The following is a 26,260-nucleotide window of genomic DNA, read 5'->3' as shown; positions in this document are numbered from 1 at the left end:
ATGTGGTCGACACCGTGCTGGGCTTCGCCCGCACGCTGCGGCACGCCGGCGTGGCCGCCTCGCCGGACCGGGTCGAGGCGATGCTCGGCGCGCTGGACCACCTCGACGTCCTCGCGCCGTCCGCCGTCTACTGGGCCGGGCGGCTGACGCTCTGCTCGGGCCCGGACGACCTGGACCGCTACGACGCCGCCTTCCTCGCCTGGTTCTCCGGGCGGCGGCCGCGGCCGGCGCCGCCGAGCGCGCAGGTGCCGCCGCGGCTGGCCGCGAGCGCGCCGCTGGATTCGGGCAGCGGCGAGGGTGACGACGACACCGACACCCCCGACCTGGCCGCGCGGGCGAGCGCCGACGAGGTGCTGCGACACCGGGACGTGGCCGGGCTGACCGACGCCGAGCGCGCGCACCTGCGCCGGCTGTTCGCCCTGCTGGTGCCGGCTGCGCCGATGCGCCCGGCGCGGCGGCGGCGCCCGGCGGCCCACGGCGGGGTGCACCCGGCCCGGACGGTGCGGCGGGCGCTGCGCGACGGCGGGGAGATCACCCGGCTGGTGCACCGCCGCGCACGGCCGCGCGCCCGCCGGGTCGTGCTGCTGGTCGACGTCTCCGGGTCGATGACCCCGTACGCGGACGCGCTGCTGCGGTTCGCCCACGTCGCGGTGCGGGCCCGGCCGGCGTCGACCGAGGTGTTCACGATCGGCACCCGGCTGACCCGGGTCACCCGCGAGCTGCGGCTGCGCGACCCCGACCGGGCGCTCGCCGCGGGCGGGCAGGCGATCCCGGACTGGTCGGGCGGGACCCGGCTCGGCGAGGTGCTCAAGGCCTTCCTCGACCGGTGGGGCCAGCGCGGCACCGCGCGCGGCGCCGTGGTGGTCGTCTGCAGCGACGGCTGGGAGCGCGGGGACACCGAGCTGCTCCGGGAGCAGATGGCCCGGCTGCGGCGGCTCGCGCACGCCGTCGTCTGGGTCAACCCGCACAAGGGCCGGACGGGGTACGAGCCCCTCACCGGCGGGATGCAGGCGGCGCTGCCGTCGGTGGACCACTTCGTGGCCGGGCACAGCATGGCCGCGTTCGAGGAGCTGTCGGGAGTGATAGCGCATGCGTGACGTTCTGGACGACCTGGTGGGCTGGTGGCAGGCGGGGGAGACCGTCGGCGTGGGCACCGTGGTGGGCACCTGGCGCTCGGCGCCGCGGCCCGCCGGCGCATCGATGCTGGTGGGGCCGGACGGCACGGCGGTGGGCAGCGTCTCCGGCGGCTGCGTCGAGGGCGCGGTCTACGAGGAGGCGAAGGACGCTGTCGACACCGGCGAGCCGGTGCTGCGCCGCTACGGGGTCAGCGACGACGACGCCTTCGCCGTCGGGCTGACCTGCGGCGGGATCCTCGACGTCTTCGTGGAGGCGGTGTCGCGCGAGTCCTTCCCCGAGCTGGGCGAGGTCGCGGAGTCGGTGGGCCGGCACGAGCCGGTCGCCGTCGTCACCGTGGTGGCCGGCCCCGACGACCGGCTGGGGCGCCGCCTGGTGCTCTGGCCGGACCGGTCCTCGGGGACGCTGGGCTCGCAGCGGCTGGACCACGCCGTCGCCGACGACGCCCGCGGCATGCTCGCCGGCGGCCGCACCGGGCTGCTGCACGTGGGGCACGACGGCGAGCGGCGCGGCGACGACCTCACCCTGTTCATCAACTCCTTCGCCCCGGCCGCCCGCATGGTGGTGTTCGGCGCCATCGACTTCGCCGCCGCGGTCGCCCGGGTGGGGGCGTTCCTCGGCTACCGGGTCACCGTCTGCGACGCCCGGCCGGTGTTCGCCACACCCAAGCGGTTCCCGGAGGCGCACGAGGTGGTGGTCGAGTGGCCGCACCGCTACCTGCAGGCGGAGGTCGACGCCGGGCGCATCGACGAGCGGACGGTGCTCTGCGTGCTCACCCACGACCCGAAGTTCGACGTCCCGCTGCTGGAGGTGGCGCTGCGCACCCCGGTCGCCTACGTCGGGGCGATGGGCTCGCGGCGCACCCACGACGAGCGCCTGGCGCGGCTGCGCGAGGCGGGGCTGGGCGACGACGAGCTGGCCCGGCTCTCCTCGCCGATCGGCCTGGACCTCGGCGCCCGCACGCCGGAGGAGACGGCGGTGTCGATCGCCGCGGAGATCATCCAGGGCCGGTGGGGCGGCAGCGGGCGGCGGCTGGCCGAGGTGTCGGGCCCCATCCACGAGACGGCCGACCGCTGAGGGACGTCTCCGCGCTCCCGTTCCGCTACGGCGTGGAGGTCGTGGGGCTGCTGGCCTCGCCGGTGCACCGGTACGACGGCCGCCCGGGCGGGGCGGTGCCGGAGCAGGCCGACGACCGGCGGGAGCGGCTGGAGATCCGGGCGGGGGTCGGCATCGTCGGCGACCGGTACGCCGGGCGGCCGGCCCACCGGGACGCCCAGGTCACCGTCCTGGCGGTGGAGTCGCTGGAGTCGCTCGCCGCCGAGCTGGGCGCCCCGCCGTTCGACCCGCTGCTGGCCCGGCGGAACGTGGTGCTGCGGGGCGCCGAGGTGGAGGCGCTCCGCGGCCGCGAGTTCGCGCTGGACTGCGGCACGGGGCCGGTGCTGCTGCGCGGCGGTCGGGCGGCGAACCCGTGCGCCTGGATGGACCTGGTCCTCGCGCCCGGCGCGCACCGCGGGCTGCGCGGTCGCGGGGGAGTGCGCTGCGCGGCGCTCTCCGACGGCCGGCTCGAGCTGGGGCCCGCCGTCCTGAGCAGCGCCGTGCCGCTGGACCCCGCCACGGCCGGGCGGGCCCGCTCCCTGGTGCCAGGTCGGCGCTGACCTGCGACACGCCGGGCGCACCGGCTGCTGGCGGTCGCGCTGCGCGCCCCGCAGTATTGCCGTCCGGCCGGACGTCCCAGATCCGGAGACGTGTACTCCGGAGGTCGTCCCGTGCGCATGCGCATCCACCAGCTCGCCGTCGCCACCGCCGGCGCCCTGCTCCTCACCGCCTGCGGGAGCAGCAGCCCGCTCGACGGCATGACCGGGCCCGAGGTCGCCGACGCGGCCGCCGACGCCCTGGAGGAGGCCGGTTCGTTCCACGTCGCCGGCACCATGGCGGAGGGCGGCGAGGAGGGGGAGCTCGACCTGCACCTGCAGGGCGACGACGTCACCGGCTCGGTGACCATGGGCGGGTCCGAGATTGAGCTGCTCCGGGTCGACGGCGAGGTGTACCTGCAGGCGCCGCCGGACTTCTGGACCTCCTTCGGCATGCCGGCGGAGATGGCCTCCCAGTTCGACGGCCGCTGGGTGATCGTCCCCGGTGAGGCGGTGGCCGAGTTCGAGGAGATCTCCGTCGACGGTTTCGTCGAGCAGTTCCGCGACCCGGAGAGCGAGATCGCCGAGGAGGTCAGCTCCGAGGAGCTCGACGGCGAGGACGTGGTGGTCGTCGAGCAGGAGGACGGCAGCCGGTTGTTCGTCGCCGACGACGAGCCGGCCTACCCGCTGCAGGTCACGACCGGCGAGGGCGGCTCGGGCACGGTCAGCTTCAGCCGGTTCGGTGAGGAGGAGGAGATCTCCGCCCCCGCCGACCCCATCGACCTCATGTCGATGATGGGCGTCTCCTGACGCCTGCTGTCCCGGCGTCGCGCCGGTCAGCCCAGCAGCGCCCGGACCGCTGACGGGGCCTGCGACACCCGGTGCAGCGGGGCGACCCTGCCGCCGCCGGCGGCGGCGAGGGTGGTGCAGGAGGTCATCGCCTCGTCCTCGGCCGACAGCGCGAGCACCTGGAGCCGCGCTGGCACGCGAGCCAGCGCGGCCGCGGCGTCCACCGGGTCGGGGCTGTCGGTCGCGACGCCGTCGGAGAGCAGCAGCACGTGGCGGTCGGCGGCGCGGGAGCGCGCGAGCTGCGTCGCCGCCGTCCGCAGCGCCAGCTCGAGGTCGGTCGTGCCCCCACCCCTGAGGTCGCAGAGCCGGTCGACGACGACGTCCGCGCGGGGATCGGCCGACAGGCGGCGCAGCACCACGGCCCTCGACCAGAAGGCGATGACGCCGAGTTCGTCGCCCGGCCGCATGCGCTGGGCCAGGGCCGACGCCGTGAGCACCGCGGCGGCGAGCTCGTCCCCGGCCACCGATCCCGATGCGTCGACGAGCAGGACCACCGCGCGACCGGTGGAGCGCCAGCCCCTCGTGTGCAGGTGCTCGGCGCGCCAGCGGGGCTCGGCTCCCCGCGCGGCCAGCGTCGCGTCGAGGTCGACGTCCGAACCGGTCGGGTCGCGCCGGGTGACCATCCGGCTGGTGCCGGGGCGGTCGGGGGTGCCGATGCGCGGGTTGCCCAGGGGCAGCCGTGCTGCGAGTGCCCGCGCGGACGCGCGCAGCCGCGGGTCGAAAGCCCGGGCCGCCGCGGCGAGCACCCGGGCGGCGGCGTCCGGATCGCGGGCGGTCAGGTCGGCGACGGCCTCGGCGTCCAGGGTCCCCGCCTCCGGTGAGACGGTGTCGAAGTCCGGGTTGCTGCGCGAGAGCTCGTCGCGGCTGGACCGGCGCGCGCCCTGGGCGCGCAGCAGCTCCTCGACCTGCTCGGGGTCCTCGACGACGCGGGGCGGGCCCGACGCCGGTCGCTCGCCGGCCGGCGCCGGCGGGGGTGGTGGCCCGGGGGATGGCTCCCCGGGCGTCAGGATTTTCCCAGTTCCTCACCGGCCCGGCGCCAGATGTCGGCGACGACGTCCTCCACCGGGCGCGCCACGCCGTCGCCCCGGGTCACCTTGCCGGTGAGCGCGGCGAGGGCGGCGTCGAGCCCGGTCGCCTCCTGCAGGGGTGAGGTCTCCCGGACGGCGGCGAGCTCCACCGCGATGAGCACCGTGTCGATCGCGCCCCGCACGGAGGCGCCGATGCGCAGCTCGGGGTGGTCGCGCGTGATGCGGACCGCCCGCACCGCCCGGGCGACCAGGGGTGCCTCCCCGCCGGTCACCGCCTCGACCACCCGCAGCTCGGCGTCCTCGTCCTGGTAGGACATGGCCACCCGGCAGGAGCGGTCGTAGAGGGCCGGCGTGATCCGCGCGGTGCCCACCGCGTCGAACGGGTTCATCGCCGCCACCAGCCGGAAGGTGGGCCGCGCCGCGACCCGGCCGTAGCGGGGCACGTGCATCTCCCGCTCGGAGAGGACGCCGAGCAGCACGTTCATCGTCTCCTCGGGGACCCGGTTGAACTCCTCGACGTAGAGCAGCGCCCCCTCGGTCATGGCCCGGGTGAGCGGCCCGGGCACGAAGTTCTCCGGCCGGTAGTCCTCGGTGAGGACCCGGGAGGCGTCGTGGTGGCCGACCAGCCGGGTGGGGGTGAGCTCCGCGTTGCCCTCGACGAGCACGAGCGGAACCCCGGCGCCGTCGGCCAGGGCGCGCAGCAGCGTGGTCTTGCCGGTGCCGGGTGGGCCCTCCAGCACGACGTTGCGCCCGGCGGAGAGCGCCGCGGCGACCACCTCCGCCTCCCGCAGGCGGTCCACCACGCGCCGGCGGGCCACGCGGACCATCCCGCCCACGTCGAGGTGGGCGGCGCTGCGCGTGCTGGTCACGATCCTGTCCTGGCCGGTGCCACGTCCTGGCTCAGCTCCCGTCGTCCTGGCTCACCTGGTGTGGTCCTGGCTCACGGTCGACGCCGAGCCAGGACCCCTGACGATCAGGTGACCTGATCGTCAGGGGTCGGAGGCCGGGTCTCAGTCGTAGACGATCACGCCACGGATGTTCTTGCCGGCGTGCAGGTCCTCGTAGCCCTGGTTGATGTCGTCGAGCTTGTACCTCTTGGTGATCAGCTCGTCGAGCTTGATGGCACCCTCCTGGTAGAGCCGCAGCATCTTCAGCATGTCCGCGCTGGGGTTCTGGTCGCCGAAGAGGGCACCGCGGATCTCCTTGGTGAACAGCGCCAGCATGCTGGGGTTGATCGGGATGCCGACGTCGGTGAGGTCGCCGAGGCCGGTGATGACCACCCGGCCGCCCTTGCCGAGGGCCTCGACGCCCTGGGCGACGTGCTCGCCCTTGAGCACGCCGACGGTGATCAGGACCTTGTCCGCGCCCTGGCCGTTGGTGACGCTGCGACCGAACTCGGCGGCCTCGTCGATGCTCGCGAAGGCGTGCGTGGCGCCCAGCTCCATCGCCTTCTCCCGCTTGAAGTCCACCGGGTCGACGGCGATGACGTGGCTCGCGCCGGCGTGCGCAGCGCCCTGGACGGCGTTGATCCCGATGCCGCCGATGCCCATGACGATGACGGTGTCGCCGGCCCGCACCTCGCCGGCCTGCACGGCGGTGCCCCAGCCGGTGCCGACGCCGCAGCCGACCAGGCAGGCGACGTCGAGCGGGATGTCCTTCGGGATCTTGACCGTCGATCGGACGTCGACCGTCGTCACCTCGGCGAACGTGCCCAGCCCGCACATCTGGCCGACCGGGGTGCCGTCGGAGGTCTGGAAGCGGAAGCTCTCGGCGTCGTCCCAGCGGGAGCCGACCAGGAGGTTGGCACCGGAGTCGCAGATGTACTGCTGGCCGTTCGCGCAGTACCGGCAACGGCCGCAGCCGGGGAGGAAGGAGAAGACGACGTGGTCACCCTCCGCGAAGCCCTTCGTCCCGGGGCCCACCGCGGTGACGACGCCGGCGCCCTCGTGGCCGCCGAGGAAGGGGTAGTGCCCGACCGGCATGTCCCCGGTGGCGATGTGGTCGTCGGAGTGGCACATGCCGGAGGCGGCGAGCTTGACCTGGAGCTCACCGACCTGGGGGTCGTCGGCGACGAGGTCGGTGACCTCCCACTGGCCGGGGGCTGAGCGCAGGATCGCGCCGCGGGTGTTCACGGGCACAGGAACCTCCTCGTCGCCCTCGTCGTCGAGGGCCGTCCACCTCATGCGCGGGCACGCATGGCTGCCGCGCACGGTATGACGCCGACCACACACTGGGAAGTGGCATGCAACGTTGGCGCCGGCCCACCTGCCGCGGTGCAACGTTCGGGGAACGCACACTGGTCCGGTGCCCCACCCCCCGGTCGTCGTCGTCGGCGCGGGGCCCGTCGGGCTCACCGCCGCGCTGCTGCTGGCCCGCCGCGGGCTGAGCGTCGTCGTCCTCGAGCGGCACGCGGCCCCCTATCCGCTGCCCCGTGCGGTGCACCTGGACGACGAGGTGTTCCGCGTGCTGCAGGCGGCCGGCGTGGCCGACGACGTCGCCGCCCGCTGCCGGCCGATGGCCGGGCTGCGCCTGCTGGACGGTGCGCACCGGGTGCTGGCCGAGTTCCGGCGCGCCCCGGACGCCGGCGCCTCCGGCTGGCCGCAGGGCTCGTTCGTGCACCAGCCCGACCTGGAGGAGGCGCTGGCGGCCACGCTGGCGTCGACGCCCGGGATCGAGGTGCACCGCGGGAGCGAGGTGACCGGGCTGGAGCAGGACGGCGACGGGGTGATCCTGCGGGTGACCGACCGGGCCTCCGGGGCGGACCGGTCCGTCCGTGCGGCCGCCGTGCTGGGCTGCGACGGCGCCAACAGCACGGTGCGCGAGCTGATCGGCGCCCGGATGCGGGACCTGGGCCCGGCCGACCGCTGGCTGGTGGTCGACGCGCGAGCGCCCGGACCGCTGCCGGTCTGGCCGGGGGTGCACCAGGTCTGCGACCCGGGCCGGGCGGCCACGTTCATGCCGGTGACCGGCGACCGCTACCGCTGGGAGTTCCGGCTGGCGCCGGGGGAGACGGCCGAGGAGCTCGCCGAGCCGGACCGGCTGGCGGCGCTGCTGGCGCCGGTCGCCCGCGGCGCGGAGGTCGAGGTGGTCCGTGCGGTGGAGTACACCTTCCGGGCGCAGGTGGCCGACCGCTGGCGCCACGGCCGGGTGCTCCTGGCCGGCGACGCCGCCCACCTCACCCCGCCGTTCGTGGGGCAGGGGCTGGGGCTCGGGCTGCGCGACGTGCACCAGCTGGCCTGGAAGCTGGCCGAGGTGCTGGCCGGGCAGGCCGGCGAGGAGCTGCTGGACACCCACCAGGCCGAGCGCGAGCCGCACGCCCGCGCGCTGATCCGGGTGGCGCTGCTGCTCGGCGCCCTGATGACCGGCGGCGGTCGCGGGGGCACCGTCGCGCGCCGGGCCGTGCTGGCGGCCGTCCGGCGGATCCCGGCCGTCGCCCGGCTGGCTACCGACAGCCGGACCCCGCCGCTGCGCCCCGGGCCGCTGGTCGAGCGCCGCGGCAGGGCCGGCCGCCGGTTGGCTGGAACGCTGGTCCCGCAGCCCGAGGTGCTCGTCGACGGCCGGCCCTGCCGGCTGGACGACGTCCTCGGTGAGGGGTGGGCCGAGCTGTCCGCGGAGCTCCTGGTGCGCCGGGCCGACGGGACGGAGGTGCGGATCACCGATCCCGGCGGCTCGCTGCGCCGATGGCTGGGGCCGGCGAGCGCGGTGCGGATCCGGCCCGACCGCATCGTCAGGTCCGTCCGGAGCTGAGCTGCGGCGGCCCGGACCCGGGGTCGCTCCGCCGCCGCTGAATCTCCGGCGAACGTGGGGTGACCGGGTCCCCGGTCGGCTCGGTGGCCCGTCAGGATGGGCGGATGCGCGAGCGACTGCTCCACGCCCCGGCCTGGGTCCTGGCAGTGATCGGCGGGGGTGCCTTCGGTGCGCTGTGGACTCTTCTCGTCCGCATCGGTCAGGACGGCAGCTGGACCCGGGCGCTCGTGCTGGGGGCTGTCGCCGGCGGGGTCTTCGGGGCGCTCTACGGGCCGACGGCCCACCGGCGGAACCGCCGGGTGCGGGACGCCGCCGCGCGATCGCCGGAGGGCCTGTCGCCCCGGGTCCGACGGGCTGCCTCCCGCGGCCCCGTCCCCGCGGACCCGGAGGTGAGGGAGGCCGCGCGCGGGCTGGTCCTGGCTCAGCTGGAGCCGATGGAGGAGCAGCGGATCTCGGCGCCCGTCCTGTTCGTGATCGTGGCCGGGGTGGCCGTGTGGCTGGCTGTCGCCGAAGACCCCCGGTGGCTGCTCGCGGCCCTGTTCTTCGCCGGGGTGGCTGCCGTGGAACGGGTGAACCTGCTGCGGCTGCGGCGGCGCGCCGCGCTGCTGGACCCCGACAGCTAGCGCGGCGGCCGGCCGATGCCGGTGGCGTAGAGGGTCCCGAGCACGGCACCCGGTGGGAGCGCCACGTAGAGCCACCACGGGTGGATCCCGCCCACGGTGAGCTCGAGGATGCCCCAGACCACCAGGTTCACCATGCTGATGCACAGCCAGACGATGGCGAGCACCTTCATCGCGGTGCCGGCGTCGTCGTCGCTGAACGCCCGGCGCGGCCCGGGCGGCGCGGGCAATGCGGGCAGGTCGGCGGTGACCCGGGCCAGGTCGCCGCGGGTCCGCGCCGCCCAGACCGCCTGCACCCGCTCGTCGAACTCCTGCAGGTCCAGCTGCCCGGCGTCGTGGGCGCGCTGCAGCCCCGCCTGCACCGCGCTGCGGTCGGCGTCGGAGATGCGCAGGTCCTCGGGGCGCACCGGCTGGCTCACGCCCGCCATCCTGACAGCCGGTGCGCCCCGCGCGTCAGGCCTCGCGCCGCCGGCGGGCCGGTGAGGTGGCCAGCAGCGCGTTCTCCACCGCGGTGTCGCCCAGCGCCCGCTCGAAGCCCGGCGGGACGACGAGGTCGTCGCGGCAGAGCTCCGAGACGTCGGGCCGGCCCAGGCCGACCATCGCCGAGCCGAGGCCGTCGCGCAGCAGGTCGAGCACGTTCTCCACGCCGGCCTGGCCGTTGGCCGCGAGGCCCCACAGGTAGGCGCGGCCGATCATGACCGCCTTCGCGCCCAGGGCCAGGGCCTTGGCGACGTCGCCGCCGCGCCGGATCCCGCCGTCGAGCAGCACCTCGATCTGGTCGCCCACCGCGTCGGCGACCGCGGGCAGGGCCCGGACCGAGGCGGGGGTGCCGTCGAGGTTGTTGCCGCCGTGGTTGCTGACCGAGATCGCGGTGACGCCGGCGTCGACGGCGCGCTTGGCGTCGTCGACCCGCATGACCCCCTTGAGCATGAACGGGCCGTCCCACTGCTCGCGCAGCCAGGCGACGTCCTCCCAGGTGGGCATCGGCGACTGCTGCCACATGCCGTAGGCGCCGAAGAAGGTCGGCGCCGGGTCGCCCGGCGTCGCCACCATGTTGGGCACGGTGAGGTCGGGGAGCTTGCGGGTCCTGGCGAAGTCCAGCAGCCAGCGCGGCTTGACCAGCACCTGCGGTGCGTACCGGCGGGCCGCCTCGAAGTCGATCTTCTCGGGGATGAACGGGCTGCCCCAGTCGCGGCCGTAGGCGAACGACCAGTCGAGGGTCGCGATCATCCCGACCGCGCCGGCCTTCTTCGCCCGGTCCATCCGGGCGAGCATCTCCTCGCGGGTGCCCACCCAGTACATCTGGAAGAACGTCTGCGGGTTGGCCGCCACGACCTCCTCGATCGGCTTGCTCGCGAAGCTCGACAGGCCCATGGCCACCCCGCGGGCGGCGGCGGCGCGCGCGACGGCCACCTCGCCGTCGGGGTGGACCGCCTGCACGCCGGTCGGGCTGATCATGATCGGCATCGACATGGGCTGGCCCATGACCGTCACGGCCGTGTTCCGCTCGTTGGCCAGGCCGGCGGTGTGCGGCGCGAAGCCGATCTCGGCGAAGGCGGCGAGGTTGTCCTCGAGGGTCAGGCCGCGCTCGGAACCGGCGACCAGTGCGCCGTAGACGCCCTTGGGCAGCCGCTTCCGCGCCCGGCGCTGGGCCTCGGCGACCGACTCGAACCACGCGTTGGCCATGGGGATCTCCTTCGTCGGCCCGGTGCGCCGGGCGGGTGGGCCGGCGCGAGGCCGGTGGCACTGAGTGCCAGGCTAGCGCCGTGGGTGAGACGGCGACCACACCGGTCGCCGGGGTGGATCAGCCGCGCAGGCTGGGGAAGCCCGCCGCCATCTCGTCGAACGCCAGGTGCAGGTGCCCGGTCAGGGATGACGCGTCGTCGGCGAGCCACGCCTCGAAGGCCGTCGTCGCCGCGGCGCGCGTGCTGGCAGCGACCAGCCGGGGCAGCAGCCCGCTGGGGGAGCCGCCCGTCCGGGTGGCGACGTGCCGGGCGACGACCCGGTCGACCTCGGCGAAGCGCAGCTGGCTGTGCGCCAGCAGGGCCGGCTCGGTGAGGATCAGCCGCATGCGCTCCCGCAGCAGCGGAAGCTCGGCTGCGGGGTAGTCGTTGACCTCGACGTACGCCGCGCAGACCGAGATGAGCACCGGCTGCGCCGGGTCCGCGGCGGCGAGCAGCTGCTCGAGCCGGGCGACGTGCCCGGCGAAGTCGCCCCACACGGCGTCGGCCTTGGTGGGGAAGTAGCGGAAGAAGGTCCGGCGGCTGATGCCGGCGGAGTCGGCGACCTCGTCGCTGGTGACCTCCTCGAAGCCGCGCACGGTGAACAGGTCCAGGGCCGCGCGCTCGACGCGGGCGCGCCCCGCCGGCGCCGTCCTCGTCTCCACCACGGGCGCATTCTGCCCGCTGGGCGTGGCGCCAGGCGCCTGCCGACCCCGCTCTTGCTCCTGGCACCGGGTGTCACTAACGTCCGCCTCGACCATGTGACCGCGTTCACGGAGGCCCCCATGCCCGAGCCCACCCTCACCGACGTCCCCGCCGCCGAGCTCCGGACCCCCGAGGCGCCCGCCACCGAGGAGGCCCTCGTCGAGGAGTCGCTCGTCGAGGAGGTCTCCATCGACGGCATGTGCGGGGTGTACTGATCGACGCCGTGCCGACGACGAACGGGGCCGGCCCGGCGACCGGGACGGCCTCCGCCTTCGACGCGGAGCTGCCCTGGCGCCGGGCCCGTTCCGTCGCGCTGCGGCCCGAGCCGTTCGGCGCGCTCGTCTACCACTTCGGCAACCGGAAGCTCTCCTTCCTCAAGTCGAAGACGCTGGTCGCGGTCGTCGAGGCGCTGGGCGACCACCCCAGCGCCGCGGCGGCCCTGACCGCGTGCGGCGTCCCCGACGCCCAGCGCGGCGCCTACGTGAAGGCGCTGGCCGACCTCGCCCGCTCGCAGATGATCGAGAGAAGGACCTCGTCGCCCCCCACCGCTCGCGAGCTCGCGGCGGGGCCCTGCGACGAGGCCGCCCTGGAGGCTCACCAGTGACCGCAGTGCTGCCCGCCCGCCCCGAGCGCCCCACCGGTGGGCGCCTGATCGACCAGTTCGAGTACGGGCTGGACGCCCCGATCTGCCTGACCTGGGAGCTCACCTACGCCTGCAACCTGGCGTGCGCCCACTGCCTGTCCTCCTCGGGCCGGCGGGACCCGCGCGAGCTCTCCACCGCGGAGGCCGAGGCGGTCATCGACGAGCTGCAGCGGATGCAGGTCTTCTACGTCAACGTCGGCGGCGGCGAGCCCACCGTGCGGCCGGACTTCTGGCACCTGCTCGACTACGCCATCGGCCACGACGTCGGCGTCAAGTTCTCCACCAACGGCATCAAGCTGGACAAGACCCGCGCCGCCCAGCTGGCCCGCACCGACTACGTCGACGTGCAGATCTCCCTGGACGGCGCCACCGCCGAGGTGAACGACCGCGTGCGCGGCACCGGCTCGTACGCCACCGCGGTCCGGGCGCTGGAGAACCTGGCCGAGGCCGGGATGAAGGACTTCAAGGTCTCCGTCGTCGTCACCCGGGAGAACGCCGGGCAGCTCGACGAGTTCAAGGCGCTCACCGACTCCTTCGGCGCCCAGCTGCGGATCACCCGGCTGCGCCCCTCGGGCCGCGGGGCCGACGTCTGGGACCAGCTGCACCCCACCCAGCAGCAGCAGAAGGAGCTGTACCACTGGCTGCTGGCCAACGGCGACAACGTGCTCACCGGCGACTCGTTCTTCCACCTGTCGGCGTTCGGCGAGGCGCTGCCGGGGCTGAACCTGTGCGGCGCCGGGCGGGTCGTCTGCCTGATCGACCCGGTCGGCGACGTCTACGCCTGCCCGTTCGCCATCCACGAGAACTTCCTCGCCGGCAACGTCCGCGACGAGGGCGGCTTCCAGCGGGTCTGGCAGCAGAGCGAGCTCTTCGCCGACCTGCGCAACCCGCAGACCGGCGGCGCCTGCACGAAGTGCGCGCACTTCGACGCCTGCCGCGGCGGCTGCATGGCCGCGAAGTTCTTCACCGGGCTGCCGCTGGACGGGCCCGACCCCGAGTGCGTGCAGGGCTACGGGGAGACGGCGCTGGCGGCCCGCGACCTCGAGCTGGTCACCCCGCGCAGCCACATCGACCACTCGCACAAGGGCCCGGTCCGCGGGCAGCCCACGCTGCTGGGCATGCCCGCGCTGCCGCCCGCGAAGGCCTGCGACGAGTCGCCGCTGGCGGGCCTGGACCTGCGCTGACCCTCCCGTGCCGGCCCCCGGCGGGCCGGCACGGGAGGCGGGCTAGAGGTCGACCTTCTTGTTGTCCCCGGCGTCGATCCGTTCGCCGGTGGCCTTGGCCTTGGCCTTCACGAAGCTGAACGCCGTGGCCAGGCGGCCGCCGGGGCTGTCCCAGTACTCCGCGGAGTCGCCCTCGACCTTGATCAGGACGACGTCGGGGTCTTCGGGGCCGTTCGGGAACCAGGCCTCGACGGCGCCGTTCCACAGCTCCTTCTTCTTCGCCGGGTCGTCCACCACGCGGGCGTGGCCGGTCAGCGACACCCAGGTGCCGCCGGAGCCGATGCCCACGTTCACCTGCGGCTGCGCGGCGATGTGGGCCACCGGGTGGGAGCCGCGTTCGGCGAAGAACCACAGGTCGCCGTCGAACCCGACCTCCTGCAGCGTCATCGGCCGGCTCGTCAGCTTGCCGCCGGGGGCGATGGTGGTGAGGAAGCCGAAGCGCTCCCCCTTGATCAGCTCGGCGACCTTGCGGGTGTCCTCGGTGCTCATGCCGGGCTGGTGCCCACCGGGGCCCCGCCCGACACCCCTTAGCGCGCCTCGAGGTAGCGCCAGGCGCCGTCCTCCCGGACGAACCGGCTGACCTCGTGCTGGCTGCCGCGCTCGCCGCCGGCCACGTACCAGGCGCGGAACTCCACCGTCCCCTCGGCGGCGAGCAGCCCGCCGCCGGTGGTGGCCAGCACGTCCAGGCCAGTCCAGCGCACCGCCGGATCGAGCTCCACCGTCGGTGGCCGGGTGGTGGAGTGCCAGCTGGCCAGCAGGTAGCCGGCGTCGCCGACGGCGAAGGCGCTGTACCGCGACCGCATGAGCTGCTCGGCGGTGGCCGCCGGTGCCGAGCCGTCGTGCCGCGGGCCGCAGCACTCGGCGTAGGGCAGGCCGGTGCCGCACGGGCAGCGTCGGGGAGCCATGGGGCCAGTCTGCCGTCGTGCGAGGCTGGCCCGGTGACCTCCCTCGGCGGCGCCACCTGGTCGGAGCTGCCCGAGCGGCCGCTCCTCGTCGTCCCCCTGGGATCGGTGGAGCAGCACGGCCCGCACCTGCCGCTGGCGACCGACACCCGGACGGCGGAGACGGTGGCGCAGGCCGTGGTGCCCGGGATCGGTGGCGCGCTGCTCGCCCCGGCGATCCCCTACGGGGCGAGCGGGGAGCACGAGGGCTTCCCCGGCACCGTGTCGATCGGCACGGAGGCGCTGACGACGCTGCTCGTGGAGTACGGGCGCTCGGCCTGCCGCTGGGCGGGGCGGCTGCTGGTGGTCAACGGCCACGGCGGGAACTTCTTCGCCCTGCGCGCGGCGGTGCCGCTGCTGCGGGAGGAGGGGCGGGACGTCGCCTGGTTCCCGCTCGCCGTCCCCGGCGGCGATGCGCACGCCGGGCGCACCGAGACGTCGCTGATGTTGCACGTGGAACCGGCCGCGGTCCGCGCGGAGCGGGCCGAGCGGGGGGAGACGGCGCCGCTGCGGGAGCTGCTGCCGCGGATGCAGGCCGAGGGTGTGCGGGCGGTCAGCCCGAACGGTGTGCTCGGCGACCCGGCCGGCGCGTCGGCCGCGGAGGGGGCGGAGCTGGTGGCGGACCTGGCCGGCCGGCTGGTCGCCGCCGTGCGGGCGTGGCGCATCGACGACGCGGGGCGGCTCCGGGGGTGATCCCGGAACCGCCCCGCGTCGGAGGTGGTGGCCCGATCAGTTCAGGGCGTCGGCGAACATCGGCACCGTCTGCTCGATCGCGTAGAGCAGGCCGGGCGCCGACGCGCTGGAGAACGCGTTCAGCACGGTGAGGTCGTCGAGGACGACGGCGCGCCCCTCCTGCACCGCCGGCAGGGCCTGCCACAGCGGGTTGCTGGTGAACTCCGAGGCCTCGACGAAGATCGGGAAGACGACGGTCAGCTCGGCGTCGAGCAGGTTGAGCTGCTCCTCGCCGATCGGCACGTAGAAGTTCTCGGTCGCCAGCGCCTCGATCTCCGCCTTGTTCTCGAAGCCGAGCTGCTCCATGAACCGGACCCGCGAGTCGCCGCTGACGTAGGCCCCCCAGCCGTCCGCGGTGTAGGCGCCGACGGCGACCTCGGTGCCCTCGAACTCGGGGTGCTCCTCCCGGGCCTGCTCGAAGGCCGCCTCGACCTCGGCCGCGAGCTCGTCGGCCTCCTCCCTCTTGCCGAGCGCCTGGCCGATCATCTCCAGCTGCTGCTGCCAGGTCGTCTGGTACGGCCCGACACCTTCCGGCTGGCCGATCGTCGGGGCGATGTCGCTGAGCAGGTCGTAGCGCTCCTGCTCGCCGGACGACCGGGTGTCGAGGATGAGGTCGGGCTGCAGCGCCGCGATCTGCTCGTAGCTGGGCTCGAGCGTCCCGATGAGCACCGGCGGCTCCTCGTAGCCCTGCTCGACCCAGTCGCCGAGGCCGTCGTCGCCGCCGACCGCGAGCCAGTCGGTGGCGCCCACCGGCTCCACGCCGAGCGCGAGGGCGGTCTCGGCGTCGGACCAGCCGAGAGCCACCACCCGCTCGGGTGCCTCCTCGACGGTGACCTCGCCGAAGGCGGTCTCCACCGTGACCGGGAACGTCGACGACGCGTTCCCGGTCGTGTTCCCGGTCGTCCCGCCGTCGGAGGTTGCGGGCTCGTCGCCGGAACCGCAGCCGGTGACGACGAGAGCGGTGGCCGCGAGCGCGGCGGCACCCCGGAGGGCGGAACGGAAAGGCATGGCACAACTCCTTGGCGACTCAGGTAAGGGTGACCTAAGCACACGGACCTGTGAACGGGTCGGCCGGGACCGGATCGCTACTGTCGCCAGGGCCCGCACGGCCGGAGCCGTGGAGACCGACGCGCGAGGAGGGCCGGGGCATGAGCGGGGCGTTCGAGGGCTGGTTGGTCGTGGTCGACCTGCAGCACGTCTTCGGCGAGCAGGACTCGCCGTGGACGGCGCCGCGCTTCGAGGAGATCCGCCCCCGCGTCCGCCGGCTGGTGGAGGCGTTCGGCGAGCGGGTGGTCTGGACCACGGTTCGTGGCGCCCGGTGAGCCGGTGGGGGCGTGGAAGGAGTACTACGCGCAGTACGAATTCGCGCTGCAGCCCCCCGACGCGCGGTGCTACCAGCTCGTCGAGGACCCGGGCGGCGCCCCGGTCGTGGACGCCACCACGTTCGGCAAGTGGGGGCCGCGGCTGGCCGAGGTGGTCGGTGAGGGGCCGCTCACCGTCGTCGGCGTGGCCACCGACTGCTGCGTGATCTCCACCGTGCTCCCGGCCGCCGACGCCGGCGTGCACGTCCGCGTGGTCACCGACGCGTGCGCCGGGGCGGGCGACGAGGAGCACGAGCGGGCCCTGCAGGTGATGGCCGGCTACGCCCCCCTGGTCTCCTTCGCCACGACGGACGAGGTCCTGGCGCAGGGATGATCCCCGCCCCGCCGGAGCGCCGGCTGCCCGACGGGTTCGCCGTCCGGCTCGACCCGCGCACCCGCCGGCGCGACGGCGGCGGCACCCTGCTCGGGGGTTCCCCGCTGCGGCTGCTCCGGCTGTCACCCCGTGCGGCCGGGCTGCTGGCCGCCGACCGCCTGGTGGTTGCCGACGCGACCGGCGCCGCCCTGGCCGCGCGGCTGCTCGACGCCGGCCTCGCCCATCCGGAGCCGCCCCCGGGCTCCGTCGGGGCGGACGTGACCGTCGTCGTCCCGGTGAAGGACCGCCCGGTCGCGCTGGCCCGGCTCCTCGCCGCGCTGCGCGCCGACCCGCAGACGGCGGCCCTGCCCGTGGTCGTCGTCGACGACGGCTCGGCGGTGCCGGTCGCCGCTCCGCACGGCGTGCGCGTCCTCCGGCACGAGGTGTCCCGGGGCCCGGCGGCCGCCCGCAACGCCGGTCTGACCGCGGCGGGCACCGAGCTGGTCGCGTTCCTCGACTCCGACTGCGTCCCCCTCCCGGGCTGGCTGGGCCGGCTGCGGCCGCACCTGGCCGATCCCCGGCTGGCCGTGGTGGGCCCCCGGATCGTGCCGCTGGCGGGCGCGGCACGCGGGTGGACGAGCCCCTACGAGGACGTCGCCGGCGCGCTCGACATGGGCCCGCAGCCGGCGGCGGTGCGGCCGCTGTCGGCGGTGTCCTACCTGCCGAGCGCGGCGCTGCTGGTGCGCCGGTCGGCCCTGGGCGCGGGCTTCGACGAGGCGATGCGGGTCGCCGAGGACGTCGACCTGGTCTGGCGGCTGGCCGCGGCGGGCTGGCGGGTGCGGTACGAACCGGCGGCCGAGGTCGCGCACGAGCACCCGGCGCGCACCGCCGACTGGCTGCGGCGGCGCGCCTTCTACGGCACCGGCGCCGCCCTGCTGGCCGCGCGGCACGGGTCGGCGGTCTCCCCCCTGGTGATCGCGCCGGAGACGGCGCTCACCTGGGCGCTGCTGCTCGCCGGGAGGCGGTGGGGGCGGGCGGCCGGGGTCGCCGTGCTGGGGGTCACCGTGGCCCGGCTCGCGCGCCGGCTGGCCCGGCCGGGGGAGGCCGTCCCGGCCGCGCTCGCCACCGGCCTCGTGGTGCGCGGCCTCGCGGCGTCGGGCCGGGCGCTGACCCGCGCGGCCACCCGGCACCACTGGCCGGTAGCCGCCGCCGGGGCGATCGCCTCCCGGCGCGTGCGCAGGGCCGTGCTGGCGGCGGCGCTCGCCGACGGGCTGCTGGCCTGGGCGCCGCACCGGGGCCGGGTCGGACCGGTCCGTCACCTCCTGGCCCGGCGGCTCGACGACCTCGCCTACGGGGCGGGCCTGTGGGCCGGGGCCGTGCGGGCCCGCGACGTCCGTCCCCTCCTGCCGGCGCGCCCGCCCCGCTGACGACCCGCCCGGCCGAGGAATGCGCGGCGGGCCTCGCGCCTTGCACGGCGTCGTACTGCGGTTCGACCAGCGTGGGTCCCGCTCAGCACCGATCGACGGGAAACCCGTGACCACCACCCAGGACCGCACCCAGCCGCAGGCGACCCCCGATGCGCCCGCGCGACCGGGCGCCGCGCGCACCGCGCTGACGCTCGGTGCCTTCGTCGCCCTCGGCCCGCTGACCATCGACATGTACCTGCCGGCGCTGCCCAGCATCACCAGCGACCTGCTCACCACCTCGGCGACGGTGCAGCTGACCCTCACCGGCACGCTGATCGGCCTGGCGCTCGGTCAGCTGGTGCTGGGCCCGCTGTCGGACGCGTACGGCCGCCGCGGGCCGCTGCTGGCCGGCACCGCGCTGCACGTGGTCGCCTCCCTGCTCGTGCTGGTCGCGCCGACCATCGCCGTCCTCGGCGCGCTGCGGGTGCTGCAGGGCGTGGGCGCCGCCTCCGGCGCGGTCATCGCCCTCGCCGTGGTACGGGACCTCTACGACGGCCGCGCCGCGGCGACGATGCTCTCCCGGCTGTTCCTGGTGCTCGGCGCCGCGCCGGTGCTGGCGCCCACCATCGGCGGGGAGATCCTGCGCTTCACCACCTGGCGCGGGGTGTTCGGCGTGCTGGCGGCCTACGGCCTGCTGCTGCTGGTCGTCGGGTGGGCGACGCTGCGGGAGACCCTGCCGCCCGCGCGGCGGAGCAGCGCCGGGGTGCTCGGGACGCTGCGGGTCTACCGCGGCCTGTTCCACGACCGCGTCTACGTCGGGCTGGTGCTGGTCGCCGGCCTCACGATGGCCGGGCTGTTCAGCTACGTCTCCGGCTCCGCGTTCGTCTACCAGGACCAGTTCGGGCTCGACGAGCAGCAGTTCGGGCTGCTGTTCGGCGCCGGCGCGTTCTGGCTGATCGCCGCCACCCAGCTCAACCCGCTGCTGCTGCGCCGCTGGTCGCCGCAGACGCTCCTCGTGGCCGGCACCGTGGCCGGCGCGCTCGCCGGCGCCGCGCTGGTCGGGCTCGCCGGCACGGGGACCGGTGGCCTGGTCGCCGTGACCGGGGCGCTGTGGGCGGTGCTGTTCGCGTGCGGGCTCGCGCTGCCCAACGCCCCGGCGCTGGCGCTGTCCCGGCACGGCGAGGCGGCCGGAAGCGCGGCGGCCCTGCTGGGTGCCATCCAGTTCGGCGTCGGCGCGGCGGTCTCCCCGGTCGTCGGCCTCCTGGGCAACGACGCGGTGGCGATCGGCCTCGTCGTCGTCACGGCGCTGGTCCTGGCGATCGTCGTGCTGGCCGCCGTCGTCCGGCCGTGGCAGCTGCCGGCCGGGGACGCGGCGGCGGCCCCGGCGCACTGACCCGCGCCGGCCGCTCTGGTGGAAACCGCCGGCAGCGGCCACGATGACCGGGAGATGAGCGACTCCCCGTGGCGCGGCCGGTGACCACCGCCGTCAACCCGTGGCTGGCGCTGCCCGACGGGTCGCCGTCGGCCGCCCGCACGCGCCGGCTGCGTGCGGCGCACGAGCGCCTGGTCACCGCCGGCGCGCTGCCCGTCGACGACGCCGTCCGCACGGTCGTCCGCGACTCGTGGCGGCGCTCCCTCGGCAGCGGCGTGGACCCCGACGGCGGGCTGCCCCCTGTGGAGCTGCTGGACGCCGACCTGCTCGCCTACCGGGCCGCCCACCCCCTGGCGCCCGCGCTCCCGGTGATCCGCCGGCTGCTGGTGCAGGACGCCGAGGCCGACCGGATGATCGTGGCGGTCACCGACGCCGCGGGGCGGATGCTCTGGGTGGAGGGCGACCGCCGGCTGCGGGAGCGGGCCGCGGCCGTGAACTTCGTCGAGGGCTCGCGGTGGTCGGAGGAGGTGGCCGGCACCAACGCGCCCGGGACGGCGCTGGCGGTCGACTCCGCCGTGCAGATCTACGGCAGCGAGCACTTCCGGCGCCCGGTGCAGCCCTGGAGCTGCTCGGCCGCGCCGGTGCACGATCCGGTGACCGGCGCGCTGCTCGGCGTCATCGACGTCACCGGCGGCGACCACGTGGCCAGCCCGCACGTGCTCACCCTCGTCCGCGCGACGGTGGCCGCCGTCGAGTCGGAGCTGCGCTGGCTGAACCGGGAGCGGCTCACCGCCGGCCCGGCCGCCGGGGTGCCCGCACCCGCGGCCGCCCGGTTGGAGGTGCTCGGCCGGGAGCGGGCCCGGCTGCTGCTGCCCGGCGGGCCGCTCGAGCTGTCGGTCCGGCACTCGGAGCTGCTGTTCCTGCTGGCCGAGGCGGCCGCCTCGGGGCAGGGCCGCGACGCCGCCCAGCTCGCCGCAGAGGTGCACGCCGGGTCCGCGGCCACCGTCACGGTGCGGGCGGAGCTGTCGCGGCTGCGTCGCCTGGTGGGCAGCGACCTGCTAGCGTCCCGCCCCTACCGCCTGGTCGGCCGGCTGCACACCGACGTGGAGCAGGTGCGCCGGCTCGTGGCGCGCGGCGAGGTCGGCGCCGCGCTGGAGCACTACGCGGGCCCGGTGCTGCCCGGCTCTCAGGCCCCGGGGGTCCGGCACGCCCGCGACCGCCTGCTGGCGGTGCTCCGCCGGGCGGTGCTCACCGGGCGCCGCCCCGACCTGCTGCTGCGCCTCGCCCAGCTGCCCGAGGTCCGGGAGGACGCCGGGGTCTGGCAGGCGCTGTGCGAGGTCCTGCCGGCGGGGTCGCCCCGCCGGGCGGCGGTGACGGCGCACCTGCACCGCCTGCGGCTGGCCGGCCGGGCGCGCTGATCCGCCCGGCGCGGGAATGCTGAGGGCTGCTCACGACTTCGCAGCTGGCGTGACCGCCCTGCCCCTCGCCGACCGCCCACCCCTGCGCACGGGCCGGCTCGTCGCCGCGGTCGTCGCCCTCGGACTCGGCGGGTTCGCCATCGGCACCACCGAGTTCGTGACCATGGGGCTGCTGCCCGACCTGGCCGAGGGCGTCGGCATCACCATCCCCACCGCCGGACACCTCATCTCCGCCTACGCGCTCGGTGTCGTCGTGGGGGCGCCGGTGATCGCGGCCCTGGCCACCAAGCTGCCCCGCCGCGCGGTGCTGCTCTGGCTCATGGCCGCCTTCATCGCGGGCAACGTCCTCACCGCGCTGGCGCCGGGCTACGGGTCCCTGCTGGCCTCGCGGTTCCTGGCCGGGCTGCCCCACGGCGCGTACTTCGGCGTCGCCTCGCTGGTGGCGGCCTCGCTGGTGGCGCCGCACCTGCGCGGGCGGGCGGTGAGCTCGGTGATGCTGGGCCTGGCCCTGGCCAACGTCGCCGGCGTGCCCTCGGCCACCTGGCTGGGGCAGCAGTTCGGCTGGCGCACCGCGTACTGGGCGGTCGCGGTGCTGGCGCTGCTCACCATCGCCGCGACCGCGTGGGTGGTGCCCGCCGCCCCGGGCAACCGCGGGGCCACCGTGCGCACCGAGCTGGGGGCGCTGCGCCGCCCGCAGGTGCTGCTCACGCTGCTGGTCGGCGTCGTCGGCTTCGGCGGCATGTTCGCCGTCTACAGCTACATCGCTCCGCTGGTCACCGAGGTGACCGGCATGTCGCGCGGCGCCATCCCGCTGGTGCTGCTCGCGTTCGGCGTCGGGGGCGTGCTCGGGACGGCGGTGGGCGGCCGGCTCGCGGACCTGGCGTTGTTCCGCTCGCTGGTCGGCGCCAACGTCGTCACCGGCGTGCTGCTGGCGCTCGTACCGGTGGCCGCCCGCACCCCGGTCACCATCGTCCTGGCGATCTTCCTGTTCGCCGCCAGCGCGTCGGTCCTGGTGGTCTGCCTCCAGCTGCGCCTGATGGAGGTCGCCGGGGAGGCGCAGATGCTGGGGGCGGCGCTGAACCACTCGGCGCTCAACGCGGCCAACGCGCTCGGCGCCTGGCTCGGCGGGCTGGTCATCGCCGCCGGCCTGGGGTACACCGCGCCGGGCTGGGTCGGTGCGGGCCTCGCCGTGCTGGGCCTGCTGGCGCTCACCGCCTCAGCGGCGCTGCGCCGCCACGAGCTGCGGGCCGCCGCCGCCGGCGAGCCGGCCGCGGTCCCGCAGGCGGAGCCGGCCGCCGTCCGCTGACGCCTGCGGTCCGTGCCCGCCGGAGGGGTGGTGCAACGGGCTGCAACGTGGCCGGCGCGTCCGCGCAGCACGCTGATCGCGGGTTTCTCCCCCCGTTCACGCAGATAAGCGTGGCCTAAGTCACTCCTTTCGGGTCAGACTCCGCGGCAGGTCCACGGTCGACCGTGGGCGTGGTCTGCAACGAGGGACCCCTGCAACGAGGCGGAGGACTGATGACCCGGATCAGCGTGCGGGTGGACGGGGCGTCCTACCAGGACGACGTCGAACCGCGGACACTGCTCGTGCACTACCTGCGCGAGCAGCTCGGCAAGGTCGGGACCGTGGTCGGTTGCGACACCAGCAACTGCGGCGCCTGCACCGTCCACCTCGATGGTGAGGCCGTGAAGAGCTGCACCGTGCTGGCGGTCCAGGCCGACGGTGCCGAGGTCACCACCATCGAGGGCGTCGCCAGCGACGGTGAGCTGCACCCGGTGCAGAAGGCCTTCCACGAGATGCACGGGCTCCAGTGCGGCTTCTGCACCCCCGGCATGATCATGGCCTCGATCGACCTGCTGCAGGACAACCCCGATCCGAGCGAGGACGAGGTGCGGGAGGGCATCGAGGGCAACCTCTGCCGCTGCACCGGCTACCAGAACATCGTCCGCGCCGTGCAGCAGGCCGCCGGTGAGCTGCGGGGGAACGGCGACGGCCGCGTCTCCTCCGCGCAGGTCGACACCGCCGCGGCGCCGCACGTGGTGGGGCAGGCATGACCGCCGTCGAGGAGCGCGCCGGCGCCCCGGCCCCCGAGATCGGCAAGGCGCGCCGCCGCAAGGAGGACGCCCGGCTGATCACCGGCGAGACCACCTGGACCGACAACATGGTGCTGCCCGGGATGCTGCACCTCGCGGTCGTCCGCAGCCCCGTGGCCCACGCGCGGATCACCAACGTCGACGTCAGCGCCGTCCGCGAGGCCCCCGGCGTCATCGCCGTCTTCACCGGCCGCGACCTCGCCGAGGAGCAGGGCTCGCTGCCCTGCGCCTGGCCGGTCACCCCGGACATGGTCAACCCCGGGCACCCGTCGATCGCCGTCGACCAGGTCAACCACGTGGGCGAGGCGGTCGCGGTGATCGTCGCCCGCAGCAAGACCGCGGCCCAGGACGCGGTCGAGCTGGCCGACGTCGACTACGAGCCGCTGCCGGTGGTGCTGGACATGGAGGAGGCGGTCGCCGACGGCGCCGACCTCGTCCACGACCACCTGGAGTCCAACACCAGCTACCACTTCGTCTTCGACGCCGGCGAGATGGGCACCGGTTCGGACACCGACCAGGCGTTCGCCGACGCCGACGTCGTCGTCAGCCGCCGGCTGATCCAGCAGCGGCTGATCCCGGCGTTCATGGAGCCGCGCTCGGTCGTCGTCCAGCCGCAGGGCGACAACTACACGATGTGGTCGGCGACCCAGATCCCGCACATCCTGCGGGTGATGGCGGCGATGGTCACCGGCATCCCCGAGCACAAGCTGCGCGTCGTCGCCCCGGATGTCGGCGGCGGGTTCGGCGGCAAGCTGCAGGTGAACCCGGAGGAGATCCTCTGCCTGCTGATCGCCCGCCGCCTCGGCAAGCCGGTCAAGTGGACCGAGACCCGCAGCGAGTCGCTGATGACCGCCCACCACGGGCGCGACCAGATCCAGTACGTCGACATCGCCGCCGACCGCGACGGCAGCATCAAGGGCCTGCGCGTGCGGCTGCTGGCCGACATGGGCGCCTACCTGCGGCTGATCACCCCGGGTGTGCCGGCGCTCGGCGCCTTCATGTACCCGGGCATCTACAAGATCCCGGCCTACCACTTCGAGTGCGACGGGGTGTTCACCAACAAGGTGCCCACCGACGCCTACCGCGGCGCCGGCCGGCCGGAGGCCACGTTCGCGATCGAGCGGATCATGGACGAGCTCGCCGTCGAACTGGACATGGACCCGCTGGAGCTGCGGCGGAAGAACTGGATCAACGCCGACGAGTTCCCGTTCACGACCGTGGCCGGGCTGGCGTACGACAGCGGCGACTACGAGACCGCCACGCAGCAGGCGCTGGAGCTCCTCGGCTACGACGAGCTGCGCGCCGAGCAGCGGCGGCGGCGGGAGTCGAACGACCCGGTCCAGCTCGGCATCGGCATCTCCACCTTCACCGAGATGTGCGGGCTGGCCCCCTCCCGGGTGCTCGGCTCGCTCTCGTTCGGCGCCGGTGGCTGGGAGCACGCCGCGATCCGCATGCTGCCCACCGGCAAGGTCGAGGTGGTCACCGGCTCGACGCCGCACGGTCAGGGCCACGAGACGGCGTGGAGCCAGCTCGTCGCCGACTCCCTCGGTGTGCCGTTCGAGGACGTCGAGGTGCTGCACGGCGACACCGCCATCTCCTCCCGCGGGCTGGACACCTACGGCTCCCGGTCGCTGGTGGTCGGCGGCTCGGCGGTGGTCAAGGCCGCGGACAAGGTGATCGCCAAGGCCCGGAAGATCGCCGCGCACCTCCTGGAGGCCAGCGAGGACGACCTCGACTTCGAGGCCGGGAAGTTCTCCGTGCGGGGTACGCCGGGCACCGGGCTCGGCATCCAGGAGATCGCGTTGGCGATCTTCGCCGCGCACGACTACCCGGAGGGCATCGAGCCTTCGATCGACGCCGAGGCGACCTTCGACCCGGAGAACTTCTCCTTCCCGCACGGCACGCACCTGTGCGCGATGGAGGTGGACACCGAGACCGGCTTCGTGAAGATCCGCAAGTACGCCTGCGTCGACGACGTCGGCACGATCGTGAACCCGCTGATCGTCGAGGGGCAGGTGCACGGCGGACTGGCCCAGGGGATCGCCCAGGCGCTGTACGAGGAGGCCGTCTACGACGCCGACGGCAACCTCACCACCGGCACCTTCGTCGACTACCTCGTGCCGGCCGCCTCCGACCTGCCGCACTTCGACACCGGCAACACGGTGCACACCGCACCGGGCAACCCGATCGGCGCCAAGGGCGTGGGTGAGGCCGGCTGCATCGCCTCGACCCCGGCGGTGGTCAACGCCGCGCTGGACGCCGTCCGGCACCTGGGCGTCACCGACATCCGCATGCCGCTCACACCCGAGCGCGTCTGGCGGGCCATCCATGACGGCGGCGACGGCGGCGACCGGGCGGCGGTCCGCAGCAACGCGCAGGCCGTCGACTCCTCCGACGCCCCGTCCACCACCGGAGGTGCCCAGTGATCCCCGCACCGTTCGAGTACGCCCGCCCGACCACCGTCGACGAGGCGCTGGAGGCGATCGCCGCCGGCGGGGAGGACGTGAAGGTCCTCGCCGGCGGGCAGTCGCTCATCCCGGTCATGCGGTTGCGCCTCGCCGCGCCGGAGACCGTCGTCGACCTGGGCCGGGTCGCCGAGCTGCGGGGTGTGCGGGACGACGGGGACGCGATCGTCATCGGCGCGATGACCACGCACTCCGACGTCCTCGCCGACCCGCTGATCGCGCAGCACGTCCCGCTGGTCGCCGAGGCCACCGGCACGGTGGCCGACCGGCAGGTACGTCACCGGGGCACCTTCGGTGGGGCCCTGGTGCACGCCGACCCGGCCGGTGACCTGCCGGCCGTGGCGCTGGCGCTCGACGCCGAGTTCGTGATCGCCGGCGCCGGGGGGCGCCGGACGGTCGGTGCCGCCGACTTCTTCGTCGACTACCTCACCACCGCGGTCGAGGAGGGCGAGCTCCTGGTGGAGGTGCGGCTCCCAAAGCTCGCCGGCCAGTGGGGCATGCGGTACGAGAAGTTCAACCGCGTGGCGCAGGCCTGGTCGATCGTCGCGGTGGCCGCCGCGGTGCGGCGGGAGGACGGGCACATCGCCGAGGCGCGGATCGGGCTGACCAACATGGGCCCGACGCCGCTGCGGGCCGGCGCGGTGGAGGCCGCCCTGTCCGGCGCCGAGGCGACGCCCGAGGCGATCGCCGCGGCGTCCGCCCGCGCGGCCGAGGGGACCGAGCCGAGCAGCGACCTCAACGCGCAGGCGGACTACCGGCAGCACCTGGCGACCGTCCTCACGCGCCGGGCGGTGACGGCCGCCGCGGGGCTGTAGCGTCGGGCTCCCGCCTGCGTCCGTACCCGTTCGCTCCCTCCC

At 75.3% G+C, this 26,260-nt stretch carries 28 protein-coding genes; 19 read left to right on the top strand and 9 right to left on the bottom strand.

Translation table 11 applies throughout. The features are described 5' to 3' along the window. Window positions 1-2 precede the first annotated feature (2 nt). The 4 genes from ACI79S_RS00530 to ACI79S_RS00515 all read left to right on the top strand — a co-directional run bounded on the left by ACI79S_RS00530 (window position 3) and on the right by ACI79S_RS00515 (window position 3,575). Window positions 3-1,097 (top strand): vWA domain-containing protein, encoded by a 1,095-nt coding sequence (locus tag ACI79S_RS00530; RefSeq protein WP_456591489.1) that lies wholly within the window; start codon window positions 3-5, stop codon window positions 1,095-1,097. Further along, the gene (locus ACI79S_RS00525) at window positions 1,090-2,211 is read left to right on the top strand and encodes an XdhC family protein (protein ID WP_456591488.1); all 1,122 of its coding nucleotides are present in this window, start codon (window positions 1,090-1,092) and stop codon (window positions 2,209-2,211) included. The genes ACI79S_RS00530 and ACI79S_RS00525 overlap by 8 nt, the downstream gene beginning before the upstream one ends. Window positions 2,212-2,243: 32 nt before the next feature. Then, complete coding sequence (locus ACI79S_RS00520) at window positions 2,244-2,789, top strand: MOSC domain-containing protein (protein ID WP_456591487.1); 546 nt, start codon at window positions 2,244-2,246, stop codon at window positions 2,787-2,789. A 111-nt stretch (window positions 2,790-2,900) separates the two neighbouring features. Further along, a complete protein-coding gene (locus tag ACI79S_RS00515; protein ID WP_456591486.1) occupies window positions 2,901-3,575 on the top strand; it encodes a hypothetical protein in 675 nt (224 codons plus the stop codon). 26 nt (window positions 3,576-3,601) lie between these two features. Here the strand turns inward: ACI79S_RS00515 and ACI79S_RS00510 are convergent, their stop codons facing one another. The 3 genes from ACI79S_RS00510 to ACI79S_RS00500 all read right to left on the bottom strand — a co-directional run bounded on the left by ACI79S_RS00510 (window position 3,602) and on the right by ACI79S_RS00500 (window position 6,825). After that, the gene (locus ACI79S_RS00510) at window positions 3,602-4,360 is read right to left on the bottom strand and encodes a vWA domain-containing protein (RefSeq protein WP_456591485.1); all 759 of its coding nucleotides are present in this window, start codon (window positions 4,358-4,360) and stop codon (window positions 3,602-3,604) included. Between the two features lie 257 nt (window positions 4,361-4,617). After that, window positions 4,618-5,511 (bottom strand): AAA family ATPase, encoded by an 894-nt coding sequence (locus ACI79S_RS00505; protein WP_456591484.1) that lies wholly within the window; start codon window positions 5,509-5,511, stop codon window positions 4,618-4,620. A 141-nt stretch (window positions 5,512-5,652) separates the two neighbouring features. Continuing rightward, window positions 5,653-6,825: an NDMA-dependent alcohol dehydrogenase gene (locus tag ACI79S_RS00500; RefSeq protein WP_456591483.1), complete on the bottom strand. Its 1,173-nt coding sequence runs from the start codon at window positions 6,823-6,825 to the stop codon at window positions 5,653-5,655. Window positions 6,826-6,946: 121 nt separating this feature from the next. On the opposite strand from ACI79S_RS00500, the gene ACI79S_RS00495 reads away from it, so the two are divergent. Both ACI79S_RS00495 and ACI79S_RS00490 read left to right on the top strand, forming a co-directional pair. Further along, window positions 6,947-8,389 carry a bifunctional 3-(3-hydroxy-phenyl)propionate/3-hydroxycinnamic acid hydroxylase gene (locus ACI79S_RS00495; protein WP_456591482.1) on the top strand — a complete coding sequence of 481 codons (1,443 nt, stop codon included), beginning with the start codon at window positions 6,947-6,949 and terminating at the stop codon, window positions 8,387-8,389. Window positions 8,390-8,493: 104 nt separating this feature from the next. Beyond that, the gene (locus ACI79S_RS00490) at window positions 8,494-9,012 is read left to right on the top strand and encodes a hypothetical protein (RefSeq protein WP_456591481.1); all 519 of its coding nucleotides are present in this window, start codon (window positions 8,494-8,496) and stop codon (window positions 9,010-9,012) included. On the opposite strand, the gene ACI79S_RS00485 is transcribed toward ACI79S_RS00490, so the two are convergent. The 3 genes from ACI79S_RS00485 to mftR all read right to left on the bottom strand — a co-directional run bounded on the left by ACI79S_RS00485 (window position 9,009) and on the right by mftR (window position 11,398). Then, window positions 9,009-9,428: a DUF1707 SHOCT-like domain-containing protein gene (locus tag ACI79S_RS00485; RefSeq protein WP_456591480.1), complete on the bottom strand. Its 420-nt coding sequence runs from the start codon at window positions 9,426-9,428 to the stop codon at window positions 9,009-9,011. The two genes, ACI79S_RS00490 and ACI79S_RS00485, sit on opposite strands and share 4 nt — an antisense overlap. 34 nt (window positions 9,429-9,462) lie before the next feature. Beyond that, entirely contained in the window at window positions 9,463-10,695 is a 1,233-nt protein-coding gene (gene mftD / locus ACI79S_RS00480) for a pre-mycofactocin synthase MftD (protein WP_456591479.1), read from the bottom strand. Window positions 10,696-10,813: 118 nt separating this feature from the next. Continuing rightward, window positions 10,814-11,398 carry a mycofactocin system transcriptional regulator gene (gene mftR, locus ACI79S_RS00475; protein WP_456591478.1) on the bottom strand — a complete coding sequence of 195 codons (585 nt, stop codon included), beginning with the start codon at window positions 11,396-11,398 and terminating at the stop codon, window positions 10,814-10,816. Window positions 11,399-11,515: 117 nt separating this feature from the next. Here mftR and mftA point away from each other — a divergent pair, with 117 nt between their 5' ends. Genes mftA through mftC form a run of 3 tightly spaced genes read left to right on the top strand, consistent with a single transcriptional unit; the run spans window position 11,516 to window position 13,262 of the window. Beyond that, window positions 11,516-11,650 carry a mycofactocin precursor MftA gene (mftA, locus tag ACI79S_RS00470; RefSeq protein WP_456591477.1) on the top strand — a complete coding sequence of 45 codons (135 nt, stop codon included), beginning with the start codon at window positions 11,516-11,518 and terminating at the stop codon, window positions 11,648-11,650. A gap of 8 nt (window positions 11,651-11,658) precedes the next feature. After that, the gene (gene mftB / locus ACI79S_RS00465) at window positions 11,659-12,039 is read left to right on the top strand and encodes a mycofactocin biosynthesis chaperone MftB (RefSeq protein ID WP_456591476.1); all 381 of its coding nucleotides are present in this window, start codon (window positions 11,659-11,661) and stop codon (window positions 12,037-12,039) included. Then, entirely contained in the window at window positions 12,036-13,262 is a 1,227-nt protein-coding gene (gene mftC, locus ACI79S_RS00460; protein ID WP_456591475.1) for a mycofactocin radical SAM maturase, read from the top strand. The genes mftB and mftC overlap by 4 nt, the downstream gene beginning before the upstream one ends. A 42-nt stretch (window positions 13,263-13,304) precedes the next feature. Here mftC and ACI79S_RS00455 read toward each other — a convergent pair whose 3' ends face one another. Both ACI79S_RS00455 and ACI79S_RS00450 read right to left on the bottom strand, forming a co-directional pair. Continuing rightward, the gene (locus ACI79S_RS00455; RefSeq protein WP_456591474.1) at window positions 13,305-13,790 is read right to left on the bottom strand and encodes a pyridoxamine 5'-phosphate oxidase family protein; all 486 of its coding nucleotides are present in this window, start codon (window positions 13,788-13,790) and stop codon (window positions 13,305-13,307) included. Between the two features lie 38 nt (window positions 13,791-13,828). Continuing rightward, window positions 13,829-14,206, bottom strand: coding sequence for a YchJ family protein (locus ACI79S_RS00450; protein ID WP_456591473.1), 378 nt, complete (start codon window positions 14,204-14,206; stop codon window positions 13,829-13,831). A 33-nt stretch (window positions 14,207-14,239) separates the two neighbouring features. Between ACI79S_RS00450 and mftE the strand changes: the two genes are divergently transcribed. Beyond that, complete coding sequence (gene mftE, locus ACI79S_RS00445; RefSeq protein WP_456591472.1) at window positions 14,240-14,935, top strand: mycofactocin biosynthesis peptidyl-dipeptidase MftE; 696 nt, start codon at window positions 14,240-14,242, stop codon at window positions 14,933-14,935. Between the two features lie 36 nt (window positions 14,936-14,971). Here the strand turns inward: mftE and ACI79S_RS00440 are convergent, their stop codons facing one another. After that, complete coding sequence (locus ACI79S_RS00440) at window positions 14,972-15,982, bottom strand: iron-siderophore ABC transporter substrate-binding protein (RefSeq protein ID WP_456591471.1); 1,011 nt, start codon at window positions 15,980-15,982, stop codon at window positions 14,972-14,974. 140 nt (window positions 15,983-16,122) lie between these two features. Here ACI79S_RS00440 and ACI79S_RS00435 point away from each other — a divergent pair, with 140 nt between their 5' ends. The 9 genes from ACI79S_RS00435 (at window position 16,123) to ACI79S_RS00395 (ending at window position 26,218) form a co-directional block, all read left to right on the top strand. Next, window positions 16,123-16,296 carry a hypothetical protein gene (locus tag ACI79S_RS00435; protein WP_456591470.1) on the top strand — a complete coding sequence of 58 codons (174 nt, stop codon included), beginning with the start codon at window positions 16,123-16,125 and terminating at the stop codon, window positions 16,294-16,296. A 4-nt stretch (window positions 16,297-16,300) separates the two neighbouring features. After that, the gene (locus ACI79S_RS00430) at window positions 16,301-16,669 is read left to right on the top strand and encodes a cysteine hydrolase family protein (RefSeq protein WP_456591469.1); all 369 of its coding nucleotides are present in this window, start codon (window positions 16,301-16,303) and stop codon (window positions 16,667-16,669) included. Beyond that, complete coding sequence (gene mftF / locus ACI79S_RS00425; protein WP_456591468.1) at window positions 16,666-18,075, top strand: mycofactocin biosynthesis glycosyltransferase MftF; 1,410 nt, start codon at window positions 16,666-16,668, stop codon at window positions 18,073-18,075. Before ACI79S_RS00430 ends, mftF begins: the two co-directional genes overlap by 4 nt. A 106-nt stretch (window positions 18,076-18,181) precedes the next feature. Beyond that, window positions 18,182-19,447, top strand: a complete 1,266-nt coding sequence (locus ACI79S_RS00420) for a multidrug effflux MFS transporter (RefSeq protein WP_456591467.1) — start codon at window positions 18,182-18,184, stop codon at window positions 19,445-19,447. Window positions 19,448-19,515: 68 nt separating this feature from the next. Beyond that, window positions 19,516-20,844 carry a GAF domain-containing protein gene (locus tag ACI79S_RS00415; protein WP_456591466.1) on the top strand — a complete coding sequence of 443 codons (1,329 nt, stop codon included), beginning with the start codon at window positions 19,516-19,518 and terminating at the stop codon, window positions 20,842-20,844. Between the two features lie 49 nt (window positions 20,845-20,893). Continuing rightward, window positions 20,894-22,150, top strand: coding sequence for an MFS transporter (locus ACI79S_RS00410; RefSeq protein ID WP_456591465.1), 1,257 nt, complete (start codon window positions 20,894-20,896; stop codon window positions 22,148-22,150). 212 nt (window positions 22,151-22,362) lie between these two features. Next, entirely contained in the window at window positions 22,363-22,899 is a 537-nt protein-coding gene (locus tag ACI79S_RS00405) for a (2Fe-2S)-binding protein (protein WP_456591464.1), read from the top strand. Further along, window positions 22,896-25,364: a xanthine dehydrogenase family protein molybdopterin-binding subunit gene (locus tag ACI79S_RS00400; RefSeq protein ID WP_456591463.1), complete on the top strand. Its 2,469-nt coding sequence runs from the start codon at window positions 22,896-22,898 to the stop codon at window positions 25,362-25,364. Before ACI79S_RS00405 ends, ACI79S_RS00400 begins: the two co-directional genes overlap by 4 nt. Next, window positions 25,361-26,218 (top strand): FAD binding domain-containing protein, encoded by an 858-nt coding sequence (locus ACI79S_RS00395; RefSeq protein ID WP_456591462.1) that lies wholly within the window; start codon window positions 25,361-25,363, stop codon window positions 26,216-26,218. The genes ACI79S_RS00400 and ACI79S_RS00395 overlap by 4 nt, the downstream gene beginning before the upstream one ends. Window positions 26,219-26,260 lie beyond the last annotated feature (42 nt).

It is taken from the genome of Blastococcus sp. SYSU DS1024, from assembly GCF_054050795.1.
This window is presented reverse-complemented; position numbering and strand designations above follow the sequence as displayed.